Origin of the sequence: Hymenobacter gummosus (genome assembly GCF_003970915.1) — a bacterium.
GTDB classification, from domain to species: domain Bacteria; phylum Bacteroidota; class Bacteroidia; order Cytophagales; family Hymenobacteraceae; genus Solirubrum; species Solirubrum gummosum.
In genome coordinates, this window is the sequence record NZ_RXOF01000001.1 from 678,019 (window position 1) to 693,135 (window position 15,117).

Consider the following 15,117-nt stretch of genomic DNA (forward strand, 5'->3'; position numbering starts at 1 on the left):
TTTAAGCAATAACTGCGGAATGTTTCTATCGGAAACCTCGGATTCTGCGCCGGATTCCTGCAACTGCCGCCAGCCGTGGGCGTCATTCAGCTTGCAAGCCCTGTTTTTTTCCCCTAAACTGACCTCTCACTCACTTCCCAAACCATTACTCCTTTGAAAAGACGTGATTTTGTCGGGCTGACCGGCCTCGGGGTCGGCGCCCTGTTTTTGCCCGGCCTGAGCTTCGGCGGCACCACCGTGGACGCGGCCGAGCTGCTACAGCCCCTCGACGCGGCCCTGAACAAGCGTATGGCCGACGCGGCCCTGAACGCGGCCAAGGCTGCCGGCGCCACCTACGCCGACGTGCGCATCGGCCGCTACCTGAACCAGAGCATCTTCGCCCGCGAAAAGCAGGTGCAGAACATCGTCAACGGCGAGAGTTTCGGGGCGGGCGTGCGCGTTATTGCCAACGGCACCTGGGGCTTCGCGGCCACCAACCAAGTGACGGAAGCCGGCTTGGCCAAAGCGGCCCAAACGGCCGTGCAGATTGCCAAAGCCAACGCCAAGGTGCAGAAGGAGCCGGTGAAGCTGGCTCCGCAGAAGGGCTACGGCGAGGTGTCGTGGAAGACGCCCATCCAGACCAACTCCTTCTCCGTGCCGGTGAAGGACAAGGTGGATTTGCTGCTGGCCGCCAACGCCGCCGCCCTCGACAACGGCGCCAACTTCGTCAACTCGGCCCTGTTCCAGGTAAACGAGCAGAAGTACTTCGCCAGCACCGACGGCTCGTACATCGACCAGGACGTGCACCGTATCTGGCCGACTTTCGGCGTCACGGCCATCGACCGGGCCTCGGGCAAGTTCCGCACCCGCGAGGCCCTGAGCGCGCCCATGGGCCTGGGCTACGAGTACCTGGTGCCCAAGGCCGCCGACAAGATTGCCGGCCCCAGCGGCACCGGCCTCATCGGCTACAAGAACTCCTACGACATCATCGAGGATGCCAAGCTGGGCGCTCAGCAGGCCAAGGCCAAGATTACGGCTACCTCCGTCACGCCCGGCAAGTACGACCTGGTGCTCGACCCCAACCACCTGGGCCTGACCATCCACGAAAGCATCGGCCACGCCACCGAGCTGGACCGCGTGCTGGGTTACGAGGCCAACTACGCCGGCACCTCCTTCGCCACGCTCGACTGGAAAAAGCAGAACAAGCCCTACGGCTCCAAAATCGTCAACATCGTGGCCGACAAAACCCAGCCCGGCTCCCTGGGTGCGGTGGGCTACGACGACGAGGGCGTGAAGACCAAGGAGTGGGACATCATCAAGAACGGCATGCTGGTTGACTACCAGAAGATTCGCGACCAGGCGCACATCGTGGGCCAGAACGAGTCGGACGGCTGCTGCTACTCCCAGTCGTGGCAGGATGTGCAGTTCCAGCGCATGGCCAACATCAGCCTGCGCCCCGGCCAGCAGAAAATGTCGGTCGACGACATGATCAAGGACGTGGACAAGGGCATCTACATTGCCGGCCGCGGCTCGTTCAGCATCGACCAGCAGCGCTACAACTTCCAGTTCGGCGGCACGGTGTTCTACGCCATCGAGAAGGGCAAGATTGCCGGGCAGATCGAGGACGTGGCCTACCAGGCCAACACCCAGGAATTCTGGAACTCCTGCTCCGCCATCTGCGACCAGTCGGACTACCGCCTGTTCGGCTCGTTCTTCGACGGCAAGGGCCAACCCTCGCAGGTGTCGGCCGTGAGCCACGGCTCCAGCACGACGCGCTTCAACGGGGTGAACGTGATTAACACGGCCCGGAAAGTTTAAGGTTAATGTGCTAATGCGGTAATGTGCTGAGGTGCTGATACCGCAAATCTTCGTTTATGGCCGCTCCTTCCGCCAACAATCCTGTATTGCAGCTCTCATTTGAGTTTTCATTACAGGTGTTGGCTTACGTAGAGGAGTTGGAGCAAGTCCGACGCTACGTCATTGCGCAACAATTACTGCGTAGTGGAACCTCCATCGGGGCGAATGTACGCGAAGCGCAACACGCCGAAAGCCGGGCCGACTTTATTCATAAATGCAAGATTGCGGCGAAAGAAGCTAGCGAAACGGAGTATTGGCTGCTGCTGTGTCAGCAGGCACCAAACTACCCCAATCCTCCCGCCGACATGCTCGGCAAGCTGACCAGCATCTGTCGGCTGCTCTCCAGCATTATCAGCACTGGCAAAGCCAATGGTTAATGCGCTAATGTGATTAATGTGCTGATGTGTTAATGGTCGTTCTTCATTCGCACATCAGCATATTCAGCCGCATCAGCACATTGCCCCCGCATTAGCACATCAGCACATTCCCACATCAGCACATCAACACATCATGATATTATCCAAAGACGAAGCCCAGGCTATCCTGACCAAGGTCCTGAGCTTCAGCACCGCCGATGAGTGCGAAGCCACGCTCAACGGCACCACCGGCGGCAACATCCGCACGGCCCGCAACACCGTCAGCACCGCCGGCGCCATCGACAACGTGTCGCTGGCTGTGGAGGCGCGCTTCGGCAAACGCTCGGGCATTGCCACCTGCAACCAGTTCGACGACGCCACCCTGCGCCGCTGCGTGCAGCGGGCCGAGGAAATTGCGCGCCTGGCTCCGGAAAGCCCCGAGTACGTGCCCATGCTGGGCCCCCAGCAGTACCCGAGCACCCCGGCCTTTGCGGCCAGCACCGCCGGCATCACGCCCGATTTCCGCGCCACCCAGGCCGCCAAGGGCATGGCCCTGTGCGACCAGAAAAAGGTTAGCTCGGCGGCTTTTCTGGAGGATGAGGCCGGCTTCGTGGCCAAGCGCAACAAGAAGGGCCTGGAGGCCTACCAGCAGTACACCAACCTGGACTACTCGGTGACGGTGCGCACGCCCGACGGCACCGGCTCGGGCTACGCCGCCGCCGACTTCACCGACATCAGCAAGTTCGACGCCGGCCGCCTGACGCAGATTGCCGCCGACAAAGCCACTTCCTCGGTGGGGGCCAAGGCCATTGAGCCGGGCAAGTACACCGTGATTCTGGAGCCGGCCGCCCTGGTAGCCAACACCGACGCTTCCCTGCTCGGCGCCCTGATGAACGCCTTCGACGCCCGCTCGGCCGACGAGGGCCGCTCCTTCCTCAGCAAGAAGGGCGGCGGCAACCGCAAGGGCGAGAAGCTGTTCGACGAGCGCGTGACCATCTACTCCGACCCGGCCAGCGCGGACATTCCCAGCCTGGGCTTCGCCGGCGACGGGCGCCCCCGCCAGAAAGTCACCTGGATTGAGAAGGGCGTGGTCAAGAACCTGTTCAGCTCGCGCTTCTGGGCCCAGAAGCAGGGCATTCCGGACATTCCCCCGCCGGGCGGCTTCATCATGACCGGCGGCACCCAGAGCACCGCCGACCTGATCAAGAGCACCCAGAAGGGCATCCTAGTGACGCGCCTGTGGTACATCCGCCCCGTAGACCCGCAGACGCTGCTTTACACCGGCCTCACCCGCGACGGAACGTTCTACATCGAGAACGGCAAGATCAAGCACCCGATCAAGAACTTCCGCTTCAACGAGTCGCCCATCATCATGCTCAACAACCTGGAGGCCATCGGCCGGCCCCAGCGCCTGGGCGGCAACCTGGTGCCCCCGCTGAAGATTCGGGACTTCACCTTCACCTCCCTGTCCGACGCCATTTAGGGTAGGGTATGAGGGTGTGAGGGTAGGAGGGTATGAGTTAAGGGGTCATTGTTCTGGCAACTCCCAAACTCCTACCCTCATACCCTAAAACAACTCCAACCCTAACCTCCGCGCCCTTATTCCAAGCTGCGCAAAGTCCCCGGGCCCGTTGGGTTCGGGGACTTTTTGTGCTTATACTGCCGGGCTTTTTCGCGCGTTCGGCTATTTCTTTTCACTTATGCCTCACCTGTTTGCGTCGCGCCGCGCCGCCCTGCTGCTGCCCGCCGCTCTGCTGGCCGGTTTGCTGACCGCCGCCTGTTCCTCTGCGCCCGGTACCCGGTCGGCCGCGGCCCGGCCCGCCGTCATCCGCGGCCACGTCGACCACCCGCAGAGCCCGGCCGTGACGCTGGTGCACTACCGCGACCTGATAACCTACCAGTACGACAGCCTGCGCCTGCCGCTGACCGCCGACGGCGGCTTTCAGCTCCGCCTCGACACGCTCACCCGGCCCATCGAGCTGCTGCTGGCGCACAACCAACGGCAGCTGACCCTGTTCGTGGAGCCCGGCGACAGTCTGCACCTGCGCTTCGACGGCGCGGAGCCTGAGCAGACGCTGCGCTTCACCGGCCGCGGGGCGGGCATCAATACCTACCTAGCCGAGCTGGACCGCCGGGGTATGGCCAGCGGCCTGCTGGGCACGCCCGCCGGGCAGCGCATCGGCCACGCCGATACGCTGCGCCGCCGCGCTACGGCCTTCCGCTGGCAGCAGCAGCGGCTGCTCGACTCGGTGGCCGCCCGGCTGCCGTTGAGCCCGGCGGCCCGGCAGTTCGCCCGCTTCGGCATCGACTACGAGTGGGGCAACGTGCAACTGGACTACCCGGGCTTTTACCGCTACGCGGCCAAGAAAGAGCTGCCCGGCGTCGATACGGCTTATTACGCCTTTATCCGCCAGCTCCGGCTGCCCAACGACTCGGCCCTACACGTCGACGGCTACCGCAGCTATCTGTCGTCGTACCTCATGTACCGGCAGGGGGGCGGGCGCGCCAATGAGCCGGCCAATACCGCCGCGCAGCGCCGCTGGGACCAGCGTTACCTAGCCGTACTCGACCAGACGCTGGGCCGCAGCCGCAGCCGCGACGAGGCCGTGGCGCACTGGCTGGCCGAGGCCATGGACTTTCGCCAGCCCGGGCTGGTGGCGCCGCTGGTAGAAAGCTTCCGCCACAGCAGCCGCGACACCAGCTTGAGCGGGCTCATCAGCCGCCGCTTCGCGCAGAAGCTGAAGCTGGCGCCCGGCCAGTCCGCCCCCGCCTTTGCCTTGGCCGATACCAGCGGCCGGACGGTGGCGCTCAGCAGCTTCCGGGGCCGGGTGGTCTACCTCGATTTCTGGGCTACCTGGTGCGGGCCCTGCCTCCAGGAAATGAAAGCGGCCCCGCCCCTGTACCGCGCCTACGCGGGCCGGCCGGACGTGGCTTTCGTGGCCGTGTCCTTGGACCACGACGCGCCAGCCTGGCGCCGCTGGGTCCGGCGCAATGCCCACCCGGGCGTAACCTATCTGCACGCCCCTGGCATGGAGACGCCGGTGGCCAAAGATTACCAGATCAACGGCATTCCCTCCTACTGGCTGATTGGCCCTGACGGCCGCATCGTGGACAACGCCCCGCCGCGGCCCAGCCAGCTGCCGGCACTGCAGCAGGTCATCGACAAGGCCCGGCAGCTGGGCGGCCCGACCGTGGTGCGGCGCTGAGCGGCACCCGGCCGAAAAAATCGATGCCGGCAGCGGCAAGTCGTTGCTTGTTACCGATATAATGCCAAGCTTTATCCCAAACATCTAAGTCGTTGTATATGCTTTCATTCTCTTCGCGCCCGGCGCTGACGCTCGGCACCGTCTTACCCGCCCTGCTCCTGCTCGGGGCCTGCTCCCAGACCGCGCCGGTCGGCCAGCCGGTCACCCTCAGCGGCCACATCGACAACCCCACCGGCCCCAAGGTGCGCCTGACTCTGTTTCGGGACCCGATGCACCTGGAAGCCGACACGGTATCGGCCCGGCTCGACGCGAAGGGCAACTTCCGCTTGGTACTGCCGCAGGTAGCGGCGCCCGGCGAAGCCTCCTTCACCGACGGCAACGAATCGACCGACCTGTTTTTGGAGCCCGGCGACGAGCTGCAACTCTCGCTCGACACCAAGCAGTTCGACGAGACCCTGAAGTACAAGGGCCGCGGTGCCGACGCCAACAACTACCTTATTCAGAGCTTCCTGCGCTTCGACGACGGCGACAATGCCACGCCCATGCGCTTCGTGCTAAACAAAACTGCCGAGCAGATGAGCCAGGGCGTGGAAGCCGACGAGCGGCAGCGCCGGGAGTTCTGGCAGCAGTACGCCGGTCAGCACCAGCTCACGCCCGCTTTCCGGGCCTACGTGCGCCAGGAACTGAAGTACAGCGCCGCCAACCAGCGCCTGATGTGCGCCGGCTTCTACCGCTACATGCAGCAGGAGGAAAAGAAAACGCCGGTGCCGCTGCCCGCCTCGTTTCTGGGCGGCCTGACCGCCCTGGCCGCGCCCAACGACTCGGCCCTGAACAATGCGGCGTACGTGGCGTTTGCCGAGCAGTATCCTTTCTACCAACTGCAGAACGACGCCTCGGGCAAGGCGCCGACCAACCCGGATGAGCTGATGAGCGGCGTGTTCGACCTAGCGGCCCGCACCTACGGCAACACCCGCACCCGCGACGTGGTGCTGAGCAAAGTCATGCTGTCCTCGCTGGTCAACGCCAAGCTCAGCACCGCCACCGCGCAGATGCCCACCTTCCGGCGGCTGAACCGCGACTCGGTGGCCGCCCGCGCCGTGCGCAACGCCTACGCCAAGCGCCTGGCCCTGGCCCCGGGCAACGCCGCCCCGGCCTTCACCCTGCAGGACGAAACCGGCAAGCAGGTGGCCCTGAGCAGCTTCCGTGGCAAGGTAGTGTACCTCGATTTCTGGGCTAGCTGGTGCGGGCCCTGCCTGGCCGAAGTGCCCGCCGCCAAGGAGCTGAAGCAGAAATTCGCCGGCCGCGACGTGGTCTTCCTCTACGTGTCGCTCGACGAGAAGGAAGAGGACTGGCAGAAAATCCTGGCCAAGCAGCAACTGCTGGGCCACGGCAGCGTGCACCTGCGCGCCCAGGGCTTCGAGTCGGCCGCCGCTAAGGCCTACCAGGTGCAGGCCATTCCCTCCTACTTCATCATCGGCCGCGACGGGCGCGTGGTGGCCGACCGCGCCGCCCGCCCCAGCTCCGGGGCAGAAATAGTGAAGGACCTGGAAGCCGCCCTGGCGGCGCCGGCCGCCGGGGCCGTAGCCGCCCGCTAATACCCGCGGCGCCCGGGATTTAAGCCCAACAATCAACCCAGAAAAAGCCGACCAACGCTGACAACCGTTGGTCGGCTTTTCTGGCTCTTGGCTTTACGCCTATCAGCCGTTTGCCTATGCCTGTTCCTACTCTCTACCGCCCGCTGGCCGCGCTGCTGATTGCGGCTTTGCCCTGCCTGGCGTCGCAGTGCGGCGAGCTGGACGAGCCCTGCGCGCCTGATCCGCAGGGCAGCCTGCGCCTGCAGGCCCTGTCGCGCACCTGGCTGCCCCTGTCCCTGCCCGACTCGGTGCGCTTCGTCAGCTCTAATGGCGTCCGGACCACGCTACGCCGGGCAGCATCACCGCTTGTCGATTCCCTCGCCCTGGATGCCCGGCTGCAGGGCTTTGCTTACGAGCGCCTGGAGTACCCCGACCGCACCCAATGCGGCCGGTTTTTCTGGGTGGAGCGACAGCGGCAGATCTACCGGGGCCGCAACCTAAACCTGACGCTCACCTACGACCTGGTGCGGGACCTGCAAGGCGCTTACCCGCACTTCCAGCTGCCGTATTCTGATACTGAGCTGCTCAAAGCCACCGCCGACACCCTGCCCGATGCGGTATTGGTCAACTTTAACGGCACCGCCCTGGCCACCTTCCCGGTGGTGCGCCGCCCCTACCGCGCCATGTTTCCCACCCCCTTTTCGGGCGGGGTGCGCTACGTAGACACGGTGCGCGTGGCGGGGCAGCTGCTGCGCGGCGTGTACCGCTACGATGCGGCGTCCAGCGGGCAACTGGCCCTGCGTCACCTGTATTTTCAGCCGGGCCAGGGCGTGGTGGGCTTCACCTACACCAACAACGAGCAATGGGTGCGCTACTAACCTCCACGTGCCTGCGGACCGGGCTGCTGCTGCTCGTGGCGGCCGGCCCCGGCTGTCGGCACTGCCGCGAAGAAACCGTAACGCCCAACCTGGCCCCGCCCTATGACGGCTGGTTCCGGGGCCGGGCGGGCAGTGCCAACCCGACCGTGGCCGCCACCACCGCCGCGGGTTTGACGGATAGCTACCCGAACACCACCACGGTGGGCGGTACTTATCCCGATCCGCTGTCCTATAACTGCACGCAGTACCACTCCGAAAGCCGCAACCTGAATTACGCGGCTGCCCTGTACGGCTACAGCTTCCGCATCAGTGTGGTGCAGTACCACGAGGGGCCGCTCCTGCTCGTGTCGGACTACTCCCGCGGCAACCCGGCTACCACCTGGTTACGCTACCACCTTAGCACCGGCAAGGCGGAGCCCATCCGCTACAGCAACATGCCCGCGGGCGTGGTGCCGGATTCGCTGAAGCCGGACGTGCGTCAGCTGCCTTCCCTGACGGTAAACGGCTACACGTACGCCCCGGTCTGGCGCCTGACCAACCCTTACCTCGCCAGCCGGGGCGCCCCCAGCTCGGCCGCCGTGCTTTACCTCTCGCCGGAGTACGGCCTGGTACGTTTCGAGCAGCGCGACGGCACGGTATGGAACCTGGAGGGCCGCTAGCCCCTGGCAAGCCGGTGCAATACGCCCGGCGCCCCTAATGCTTGCGCCAATCTGCATCAACGGCAAGTAACCAGCCGGCAACCAGCAACATAAGACGCGGCTTGAGCCCCGCCCCTGAACGGAATCAAAAGTTGAACGAGGCTGTCAACCATCGGGCGGCTCTTGCGGCTCTTACCTTTGCGCCTACCTATCACGCAGCTTTAGCCTATGCCCCTTTTTACTCCGCACCGCGCCCTGGCCATGCTGCTGACGGCGGCCCTGCCGGCTCTGGCCTTTACCTGCGGCACCCCGCCGTGCGACCTGTGCGAGCCATGCCCCACGCAGCGCCTGGGCAGCCTGGGCTTGCAGGCCCGCTCCCGCACTTGGCTACCCGCCACCTCGCCCGATTCGGTGCGCTTCGTCAGCTCCAACGGCTTCCGGGCTGCGCTGCAACGGGTCCCTCTGCCGCCCGATTCGGTGCCGGTGCTGCCCGGGCGCTACCCCGAGTATTCAGCGCTGACCTACGCGGCACCTTCCACCTGCGGCGAGTATTACCAGGCCGAGCGGCTACGCCTGCGCTACCAGGGCCGCAACATCAACCTGACGCTTACCCACGACTTGACCCGCGACCTGTCGGGGCAATACCCGCAGGGAAATCTACCCCTGGGCAGCCCCCTCACCCGCGCCAGCGCCGACACCCTGCCCGACGTGGTGCTGCTGGATTTCAACGGCACCAACCGGGCCGTTTTTCCGGTGGTGCGCCGGCCGTACCGCAGCGTGTTTCAGCCCCCAAGCTTCGGCGGCCAGGTGCGCTACCAGGACTCGGTGCGCCTGGCTGGCCGCACCTTTTTCGGCGTGTACCAGTTCGAGCAGCTCAACTCCCTGCCCAACGCCCTGACGCTGCGCTACCTGTACTTTCAGCCGGGCCAGGGCGTGGTGGGCTTCACTTACACCAACAACGAGCAATGGGCCCGCTTCTAAGCCTTCCGACCTGTCGCCTGACCGGGCTGCTGCTCGGGGGGCTGGCCGCGGCTGCGGCGCTGAGTGGCTGCGGCAGCCGCTGCATCGAGGAGTATAAGGAGCTGCGGCTGGAAGCGCCCTACAACGCCTACTTCCAGGGCCGCCCGGCCCAGGCTTCGTACTACAGCACGCCCGCCATACCCGCCCGCAGCAGCACCGGCCTGACCGACAGCTACCCGGGCGTGGGCGTGAACATCGGGGGCGGCTACGACGACCAGCCCGAGGGGTACAACTGCCTGAGCTTCCGCAGCCAGAGCCGCGGCCTCGACTACGGCGCCAGCCTGTACGGTTACAGCCTGAAGTTCAACGTGGTGCAGTACCCCGACGGGCCGCGCCTGTTCGTCAAGGACTTTTCGCGCGACAACCCCGGCGGCACGCGCTTCCACTACCGATTTCGCACCGGCGAGGTATCGGAAATCGAGTTTCGGGACCCCAGCAGCGGGTACGTGAAGAGCGGCCTGCGGCCCGAGGTGCGCGAGCTGACCGCGCTGACCGTGGGCGGGCGCACCTACGCCCCGGTCTGGCGCCTGACCAACCCTTACCTGGCCGGGCAGGGCCGGGCCACCGCCGCCACCGTGCTCTATTTTTCGCCCGAGTTTGGCCTGGTGCGCTTCGAGCAGCGCGACGGCACCGTGTGGGATTTGACGCCCTGAGTTGCCTCCGGCCAAAGGCCTGCCCCGCTGGTTTGTACCGGCGGGGCTTTTTTGTACTGCCAAATGTATATTTTCAGGACCCGGGGCCGCCCTTGCGTGCAGCCCCGACGCGGGCGGCTGCGCCCTTGCCTTAGCCTTTCTTCTCTCAACCAACACCCTTTTCTATCGTGCAACGACGACACTTCGTGGGCCTGGCCGGCCTGGCCACCGGCGCCCTGTTTCTGCCGCGCTTTCCCGCCATCGGCGGCACGCCCGTAGACGCGGCCGAGCTGCTGCGCCCCTTCGATGCGGCCCTGAACAAGCGCCTGGCCGACGCGGCCCTGAACGCGGCCAAAGCCGCCGGCGCCTCCTACGCCGACATCCGCATCGGGCGCTACCTGAACCAGTACCTGTTTACGCGCGAGCGGCAGGTGCAGAACATCGTCAGCACCGAAAGCCAGGGCATCGGCGTGCGCGTCATCGTCAACGGCGCCTGGGGTTTCTGGGCCACCAACCAGCTGACCGAGGCGGAGGTAGCCAAAGCCGCCACCACGGCGGCGCAGATTGCCAAGGCCAACGCCAAAATCCAGAAGGAGCCGGTGCAGCTGGCCCCCCAGAAGGGCTACGGCGAGGTGTCGTGGAAAACGCCCATCCAGAAAAACGCCCTGGAAGTGCCGGTGAAGGAAAAGGTGGAGCTGCTATTGGCCGCCAATGCCAAGGCCCTGGACAGCGGCGCCTCGTTTATCAACTCGGCCCTGTTCCAAGTGAACGAGCAGAAGTACTTCGCCAGCACCGACGGCTCCTACATCGACCAGGACGTGCACCGCATCTGGCCCACCTTCGGCGTGACGGTGGTGGATAAGGCCTCGGGCAAGTTCCGCTCCCGGGAGGCGCTCAGCTCGCCCATGGGCCTGGGCTACGAGTACCTAATTCCGAAAGCCGCCGACAAAGTCAAAGGCCCGGCCGGCACCGACGTTATCGGCTACAAGCAGAGCTACGACATTATCGAGGACGCGGCGCTGGCGGCCCGGCAGGCCAAGGCCAAGCTCACGGCCCCCTCGGTGGTACCCGGCAAGTACGACTTGGTGCTCGACCCGGCCCACCTCGGCCTGACCATCCACGAGTCGGTGGGGCACCCGCTGGAGCTGGACCGCGTGCTGGGCTACGAGGCCAACTTCGCCGGCACCTCCTTCGCCACGCTCGACTGGAAAAAGCAGGGCAAGCCCTACGGCTCCAAACTCGTCAACATCGTGGCCGACAAGCTGCAGCCGGGCTCGGTGGGCGCCGTGGGCTACGACGACGAGGGCGTGAAGACCAAGGAGTGGGACCTGATTAAGGACGGCATCCTGGTCGATTACGAGAAGATTCGCGACCAGGCGCACATCGTGGGCCAGAACGAGTCGGACGGCTGCTGCTACTCCCAGTCGTGGCAGGACGTGCAGTTTCAGCGCATGCCCAACGTGAGTCTGCGGCCCGGCAAGCAGAAGCTGTCGGTCGACGACATGATCAAAAACGTGGACAAGGGCATCTACATTGCCGGGGCCGGCTCCTACTCCATCGACCAGCAGCGCTACAACTTCCAGTTCGGCGGGCAGACCTTCTACGCCATTGAGAAGGGCAAAATCACTGGCATGATCGAGGACGTGGCCTACCAATCGAACACCCAGGAGTTCTGGAACAGCTGCTCCGCCATCTGCGACGAGTCGGACTACCGCCTGTTCGGCACCTTCTTCGACGGCAAGGGGCAGCCCTCGCAAAGCTCCGCCGTGGCCCACGGCAGCAGCACCACGCGCTTCAACGGGGTGAACGTGATTAACACGGCCCGCAAGGTTTAATGTGCTAATGTGGTTGAATGTGCTCATGTGCTAATGGTCGTTCTAGCGTCAGCACATTAACCCGGTTAGCACATCAACACATTAATCACATTAGCACATTAGCGAAGCGCAACACATTCCCCACATTCCCGCACATTACCGACATGATTCTCTCTAAAGACGAAGCCCAGACCATTCTGAAGAAGGTACTGAGCTTCAGCACGGCCGACGAAGCCGAGGCCAACCTCAACGGCAGCACCCGCGGCAACGTGCGCTACGCCCGCAACACCGTGACGACGGCCGGCGGCACCGACAATATTTCCCTGGCCGTGCAGGTGTGGTTTGGCCGCCGCTCGGGTGTGGCCACCTGCAACCAGTTCGACGACGCCACTCTGCGCCGCTGCGTGCAGCGGGCCGAGGAAATTGCCAAGCTTGCCCCCGAAGACCCGGAGTACATGCCGCGCCTCGCGGCCCAGCAGTACCTCACGGCCCCTTCGTACGCGGCCAGTACGGCCGGCATCACGCCCGATTTCCGGGCCCAGCAGGCCGGCGACAGTATTGCCCTCTGCGAGGCGCGCAAGCTCACGGCGGCGGGCTTTTTGGAGGACGGGGCGCGCTTTGAGGCCATCCGCAACTCCAAGGGCCTGGAGGCCTACCAGCAGTTTACCGGCCTCGATTTCTCGGTGACGGTGCGCACGCCCGACGGCACCGGCTCGGGCTACGCCGTGGCCGACTTCACCGACTCCGCGAAGTTCAACGCCAAGAGCCTCACGCAGGTGGCAGCCGAAAAAGCGGCCCGCTCGGTGGGCGCCAAGGCCATTGAGCCGGGCAAGTACACCGTGATTCTGGAGCCGGCCGCCCTGGTATCCGACGAGGGGCTGATCAACCGGCTGGTCTACGCCTTCGACGCGCGCGAAGCCGACGAGGGCCGCTCCTTCCTCAGCAAGAAGGGCGGCGGCACCCGCAAGGGCGAAAAGCTGTTCGACCCGCGCGTGACCATCACCGTGGACCCCACCAACCCGCTGGCGCCCAGCGGCACCTTCGACAACGAGGGCCTGCCGGTGAAGAAGCTGCCCATCATCGAGAAGGGCGTGGTGAAAAACCTGTACTACTCGCGCTACTGGGCCCAGAAAAGCAAAACCCAGCCCACCGGCTTCACCGGCAACTTCATCATGGAAGGCGGCACGGCCAGCCTCGACGAGCTGATCAAGAGCACCCAGAAGGGCATCCTGGTCACGCGCCTGTGGTACATCCGCGACGTGGACCCGCAGACACTGCTGGTAACGGGCCTGACGCGCGACGGGACGTTCTACATCGAGAATGGCAAGATCAAGCACCCGATTAAGAACATGCGCTTCAACGAAAGCCCCGTCATCATGCTCAACAACATTGAGGCGGTGGGCCGGGCGCAGCGCCTGGGCGGCAACCTGGTGCCCCCGCTGAAGATTCGGGACTTCACCTTCACGTCGTTGTCCGACGCCATCTAGGTTAGGGCATGAGGGTAGGCGGGTAAGGGGGTAGGAGTTGCCTGTGGGACTACTCTTATCTTCTCACCCGCCTACCTTTTAAACTCCTAGACGCCTACCCTCTTACCCCCACACCCTATCCCTCGTATGATTGCGCTGGTTATTTTCCAGTGTAGCCGACCCAAGGAAGCAGGGACACCATCTATCCCTAAAGGCGGGGCGACAGCGTCGACCTTGTGCGTTAGAGCCTGTGCCCTGCTTCCCGTTGTTGCCCGAAGACTGAACAGTATAGAGGGAGACAGCTCACAAGCCGTGGCATCCCGCATCTGGACGAGGAGAGTTGTGGCAGCAGCAGGTGCGGCGTGCATGGTTCCACCTTTTTTCCCATCTCATCATGCCCAATTCTACCCTCTTGAAGTATGTGGTCGGCATCGACATCGCCAAAGACAGCTTTGTCGCCTGTTTCGGGTCGCTCGACTCCGTCCAGCGTGTACGCTCCGGCAAGCCGGCCACCTTCGCCAATGATCTGCCAGGCTTTGCGGCACTGCTGCGCTGGGTCGTCGCCCAGCGCAGCAGCGACGCTCCGTTGTGGTTTGTCGTCGAAGCCACCGGCGTCTATTACGAAGAGCTGGCGTACTTTCTGGCCGACCAGCAGCAGCGCCTGAGTGTGCTGTTGCCCAACAAAGTCAAGCATTTTGCCCAAAGCACGGAGCAAAAAAGCAAGACTGACCAGCTCGATGCGCGCCTCTTGTGTCGCCTGGGCCTGGAACGGGCGCTGCCCGCCTGGGTGCCGCCGACGCCCGCGTTGCGCCGGTTGCGCGTACTGGAGCGCGAGCGGCAGGTGCTCACCCAGCAGGGGGCGCGGCTTAAGACTCGGTTGCATGCCTACGAGTACAGCTACCAGCCTGAAGAGCGTACGTTGGCGCGGCTAGCGACGCAGCAACAGCTCGTCCAGCACCAGCTACGCGACATTGACGCGGACATTGCCGCGCTGTTGGCGGCCGAACCAGAGCTGCAGCGGAAGCTGGCGCTGCTCACCGGCATTCCCGGCATCGGCCTGACGACGGCCGTGGTGCTGGTGGCCGAGACGGCCGGTTTTTCCCTGACGGAGAACGAGCGGCAACTGGCCTCCTACGCGGGGCTGGACGTGGTGCAACGCCAGAGTGGCACCAGCGCCCGGGCCACCACGATTTCGCGCCGGGGAAATGTGCGCTTACGCACGGCATTGTACTTGCCAGCCATCAGCAGCCTGCGCTGCAACCCGCAGCTGCGCGTCTTTTATGCGCGGTTGCGGGCGCGCCAGCCGAATGGTAAACCCGGCGTGATTGCCGTTATGCGCAAGCTGCTGTTGCTGTGCTACGCTTTATGGAAGCGGAATCAGCCATACTCTGCCACCTATACCAATGCCCAACTCGTGAACTGAACGGGTAGACAGGCGTTCTCCTCCGGAAAGAGACTGATCTGCGAGAAGCGGGCCAGTCAGCTGGCGCATGTTCGTAATTCATCGATTGTTTATTCATCGATGCCACTATTATATACAACGCTATTTACCAGCACCGTGACAATTAAGCTACACCCCAGTGGAAGAGCCGTGCTGAAACATGACTGAGATGTTCACCTTACTCATTTCCAAGGCCATCAAGTTGTACATTGATTGCTGTACACGTATTCTAAACCATTAATAGCCACTTACTGAC

The 15,117-nt window shown here is 64.2% G+C and carries 12 protein-coding genes; all 12 read left to right on the plus strand.

Translation table 11 applies throughout. The features are described 5' to 3' along the window. Positions 1 to 153: 153 nt before the first annotated feature. The 12 genes from EJV47_RS02925 (at position 154) to EJV47_RS02980 (ending at position 14,843) form a co-directional block, all read left to right on the plus strand. A complete protein-coding gene (locus EJV47_RS02925) occupies positions 154 to 1,797 on the plus strand; it encodes a TldD/PmbA family protein (RefSeq protein WP_126691631.1) in 1,644 nt (547 codons plus the stop codon). 56 nt (positions 1,798 to 1,853) lie between these two features. After that, entirely contained in the window at positions 1,854 to 2,213 is a 360-nt protein-coding gene (locus tag EJV47_RS02930; RefSeq protein ID WP_126691632.1) for a four helix bundle protein, read from the plus strand. A 130-nt stretch (positions 2,214 to 2,343) separates the two neighbouring features. Next, a complete protein-coding gene (locus tag EJV47_RS02935; RefSeq protein WP_126691633.1) occupies positions 2,344 to 3,675 on the plus strand; it encodes a TldD/PmbA family protein in 1,332 nt (443 codons plus the stop codon). A gap of 217 nt (positions 3,676 to 3,892) precedes the next feature. Then, positions 3,893 to 5,398 carry a TlpA family protein disulfide reductase gene (locus EJV47_RS02940; protein ID WP_126691634.1) on the plus strand — a complete coding sequence of 502 codons (1,506 nt, stop codon included), beginning with the start codon at positions 3,893 to 3,895 and terminating at the stop codon, positions 5,396 to 5,398. Positions 5,399 to 5,496: 98 nt separating this feature from the next. Beyond that, positions 5,497 to 6,993, plus strand: coding sequence for a TlpA family protein disulfide reductase (locus EJV47_RS02945; RefSeq protein WP_126691635.1), 1,497 nt, complete (start codon positions 5,497 to 5,499; stop codon positions 6,991 to 6,993). Between the two features lie 116 nt (positions 6,994 to 7,109). Beyond that, the gene (locus EJV47_RS02950; RefSeq protein ID WP_126691636.1) at positions 7,110 to 7,850 is read left to right on the plus strand and encodes a hypothetical protein; all 741 of its coding nucleotides are present in this window, start codon (positions 7,110 to 7,112) and stop codon (positions 7,848 to 7,850) included. Next, a complete protein-coding gene (locus EJV47_RS02955) occupies positions 7,835 to 8,509 on the plus strand; it encodes a hypothetical protein (protein ID WP_126691637.1) in 675 nt (224 codons plus the stop codon). The genes EJV47_RS02950 and EJV47_RS02955 overlap by 16 nt, the downstream gene beginning before the upstream one ends. Before the next feature lie 207 nt (positions 8,510 to 8,716). Beyond that, positions 8,717 to 9,469, plus strand: coding sequence for a hypothetical protein (locus tag EJV47_RS02960; protein WP_126691638.1), 753 nt, complete (start codon positions 8,717 to 8,719; stop codon positions 9,467 to 9,469). Beyond that, the gene (locus tag EJV47_RS02965; protein WP_126691639.1) at positions 9,454 to 10,161 is read left to right on the plus strand and encodes a hypothetical protein; all 708 of its coding nucleotides are present in this window, start codon (positions 9,454 to 9,456) and stop codon (positions 10,159 to 10,161) included. Before EJV47_RS02960 ends, EJV47_RS02965 begins: the two co-directional genes overlap by 16 nt. Before the next feature lie 167 nt (positions 10,162 to 10,328). Further along, a complete protein-coding gene (locus EJV47_RS02970) occupies positions 10,329 to 11,975 on the plus strand; it encodes a TldD/PmbA family protein (protein WP_126691640.1) in 1,647 nt (548 codons plus the stop codon). 143 nt (positions 11,976 to 12,118) lie between these two features. After that, positions 12,119 to 13,441, plus strand: coding sequence for a TldD/PmbA family protein (locus tag EJV47_RS02975; RefSeq protein WP_126691641.1), 1,323 nt, complete (start codon positions 12,119 to 12,121; stop codon positions 13,439 to 13,441). 373 nt (positions 13,442 to 13,814) lie between these two features. Beyond that, the gene (locus EJV47_RS02980; RefSeq protein WP_126691642.1) at positions 13,815 to 14,843 is read left to right on the plus strand and encodes an IS110 family RNA-guided transposase; all 1,029 of its coding nucleotides are present in this window, start codon (positions 13,815 to 13,817) and stop codon (positions 14,841 to 14,843) included. The last annotated feature ends 274 nt before the right edge of the window (positions 14,844 to 15,117 follow it).

Coding starts and splice junctions, on each gene's coding strand:
- EJV47_RS02965 (WP_126691639.1), top strand. CDS start 9,454: ATGGGCCCGCTTCTAAGCCTTCCGACCTGTCGCCTGACCGGGCTGCTG.
- EJV47_RS02980 (WP_126691642.1), top strand. CDS start 13,815: ATGCCCAATTCTACCCTCTTGAAGTATGTGGTCGGCATCGACATCGCC.
- EJV47_RS02930 (WP_126691632.1), top strand. CDS start 1,854: ATGGCCGCTCCTTCCGCCAACAATCCTGTATTGCAGCTCTCATTTGAG.
- EJV47_RS02940 (WP_126691634.1), top strand. CDS start 3,893: ATGCCTCACCTGTTTGCGTCGCGCCGCGCCGCCCTGCTGCTGCCCGCC.
- EJV47_RS02975 (WP_126691641.1), top strand. CDS start 12,119: ATGATTCTCTCTAAAGACGAAGCCCAGACCATTCTGAAGAAGGTACTG.
- EJV47_RS02950 (WP_126691636.1), top strand. CDS start 7,110: ATGCCTGTTCCTACTCTCTACCGCCCGCTGGCCGCGCTGCTGATTGCG.
- EJV47_RS02960 (WP_126691638.1), top strand. CDS start 8,717: ATGCCCCTTTTTACTCCGCACCGCGCCCTGGCCATGCTGCTGACGGCG.
- EJV47_RS02955 (WP_126691637.1), top strand. CDS start 7,835: ATGGGTGCGCTACTAACCTCCACGTGCCTGCGGACCGGGCTGCTGCTG.
- EJV47_RS02945 (WP_126691635.1), top strand. CDS start 5,497: ATGCTTTCATTCTCTTCGCGCCCGGCGCTGACGCTCGGCACCGTCTTA.